This window comes from Prosthecobacter sp. (assembly GCF_029946185.1).
GTDB lineage: Bacteria > Verrucomicrobiota > Verrucomicrobiia > Verrucomicrobiales > Verrucomicrobiaceae > Prosthecobacter.
This window is the reverse complement of sequence record NZ_JAQSEA010000225.1, coordinates 20854-22769: the sequence shown is the minus strand read 5'-3', so window position 1 is coordinate 22769 and position 1916 is coordinate 20854. Positions and strand designations below refer to the sequence as shown.

General features: G+C 58.1%; 1 protein-coding gene. It reads right to left on the bottom strand.

Annotated features, from left to right (window positions below; translation table 11 throughout):
- Positions 1-368: 368 nt before the first annotated feature.
- Positions 369-1829, bottom strand: a complete 1461-nt coding sequence (locus tag PSV43_RS18770) for a DUF1501 domain-containing protein (RefSeq protein ID WP_300200986.1) — start codon at positions 1827-1829, stop codon at positions 369-371.
- Between the last annotated feature and the right edge of the window lie 87 nt (positions 1830-1916).

Here is a 1916-nt window from a genome sequence, read left to right as displayed (position 1 = left end):
GTATGGCAGACAATTCCGGGCAGCAAACCCAGCACGCCTCAATGCCACGCCGGGTCCCAGCAGCGTCTACATCGTGCCCCGCAGCACGCCTCTGCCGCACGCTTCTATGGGTGCCATCATGCGATTGACTGCTGCCTCCGAAAACCACTTCAAACTCTCTTAACAGACTGCCATTCATTCAGACTCATGTTCATCTGCTCTTGCTATAAGATCTATTTCTCTGCTCCCTCTGCCCCTTTGCGGCAAAACCGAAAAGTTTCCGCGGCTTTCAAAGCTCATGAGCCATGAGTGCCTTCACACGCCCATTCCGGAAATCAGTTTCGGAAAATGCTTTATTTAACAAAAATGGCAGTCTTGTGCAGGTCACCTCAAGCCATCACCCCCTTCACCGGGCTGTGCTCCTCCACCCCACTCAGCCTCTGATCCAGCCCCTGAAACTTGAAGGTGAACTTGCGGTGATCAATCCCCATGAGGTGCAGAATCGTCGCGTTGAGATCATTGATGTGTACCGGGTCCTTCGCCACGTTGTAGCTGAAGTCATCCGTCTCCCCATACTCGATGCCACCCTTCACACCGCCACCCGCCATCCACATGGTAAAGCAGCGCGGATGGTGATCCCTCCCATAGTTCTCTTTCGTCAGCGTGCCCTGTGAATAGACCGTACGTCCAAACTCGCCCCCCCACACCACCAGCGTGTCCTGCAGCAGCCCTCGCTGTTTCAAATCCATGATCAGCGCCGCACACGCGCGCTCCGTATCCTCCACCTGACCGCGCAGCAGCTTCGGCAGGTTGTTGTGCTGGTCCCAGCCACGATGCAAAATCTGCACCACCCGCGTCCCACGCTCGATCAGCCGCCGCGCCATGATCGCGCTATGCGTAAAGCTGCCGCTCCGGTTCACATCATCCCCATACATCTCCAGCGTCGCCTTGCTTTCCTTGCTCAGATCCGTCAGCTCCGGCACGCTCGTCTGCATGCGGAAAGCCATTTCATACTGCGCGATCCGCGTCTGAATCTCAGGATCGCCAATGCGCCCGTGATTGATGCTGTTAAGCTTGTTCAGCGCATCCATCATCGTGCGCCGGTTGCTGCCATCCACCCCCGGCGGATTCTTCACATACAGCACAGGGTCGCCCTGCCCTCGCAGGGCCACCCCGCTGTACTTCGTCGGCAGAAATCCGCTGCTCCACATGCGCGTAAACAAAGCCTGCGCCTGACTGGCCGCAGGAAAGCTCGGCGTGAAGACCACAAACGACGGCAGGTCATTGCTCTCGCTCCCCAGCCCATACCCCAGCCAGGAACCAATGCTCGGCTTGCCCGGCACCTCGCTGCCCGTCATGACAAACGTACACGCCGGGTCATGATTGATCGCCGTGGTGCTCACACTCTTGATCACCGCGATCTCATCCACAATCTTCGCCGTGTGCGGCAGCAGCTCGCTCACAAACCGTCCGCACTGCCCATGCTGCGCGAACTTAAACATGCTCGGTGCCACCGGAAATCGAGCCTGCCCACTCGTCATCGTCGTGATCCGCTGCCCATTCCGAATGCTCTCCGGCAAATCCTTGTCGTAATGCTGCTGCAAATGCGGCTTGTGGTCCCACAGATCCAACTGCGACGGCGCACCATTCATATGCAAATAGATCAGCCGCTTCGCCTTCGGCGCGAAATGTGGCAGCCCAGGCAACGCCGGTTGAACAAGGTTCGACGCCCCGCTCGCAAACTCCTCCCCCAGCATGCTCGCCAGCGCCACCCCACCCACCCGCAAGCCCGTCTGGCCAAAAAACTGCCTGCGTGTCTGACTGCGGTGATATTCAAGGAAAGGATCCATAGAGACAAAACGCAGGCAAACAGCAGAGGCTTACGCCAGAACAGCAAAGTACTCGTGAGCTTTAGCTCACTCTGGGACGCCCCGCCA

Bases quoted from the DNA above. Each gene is read 5' to 3' on its own strand.
- PSV43_RS18770 (WP_300200986.1), bottom strand. From the start codon at position 1,829: ATGGATCCTTTCCTTGAATATCACCGCAGTCAGACACGCAGGCAGTTT.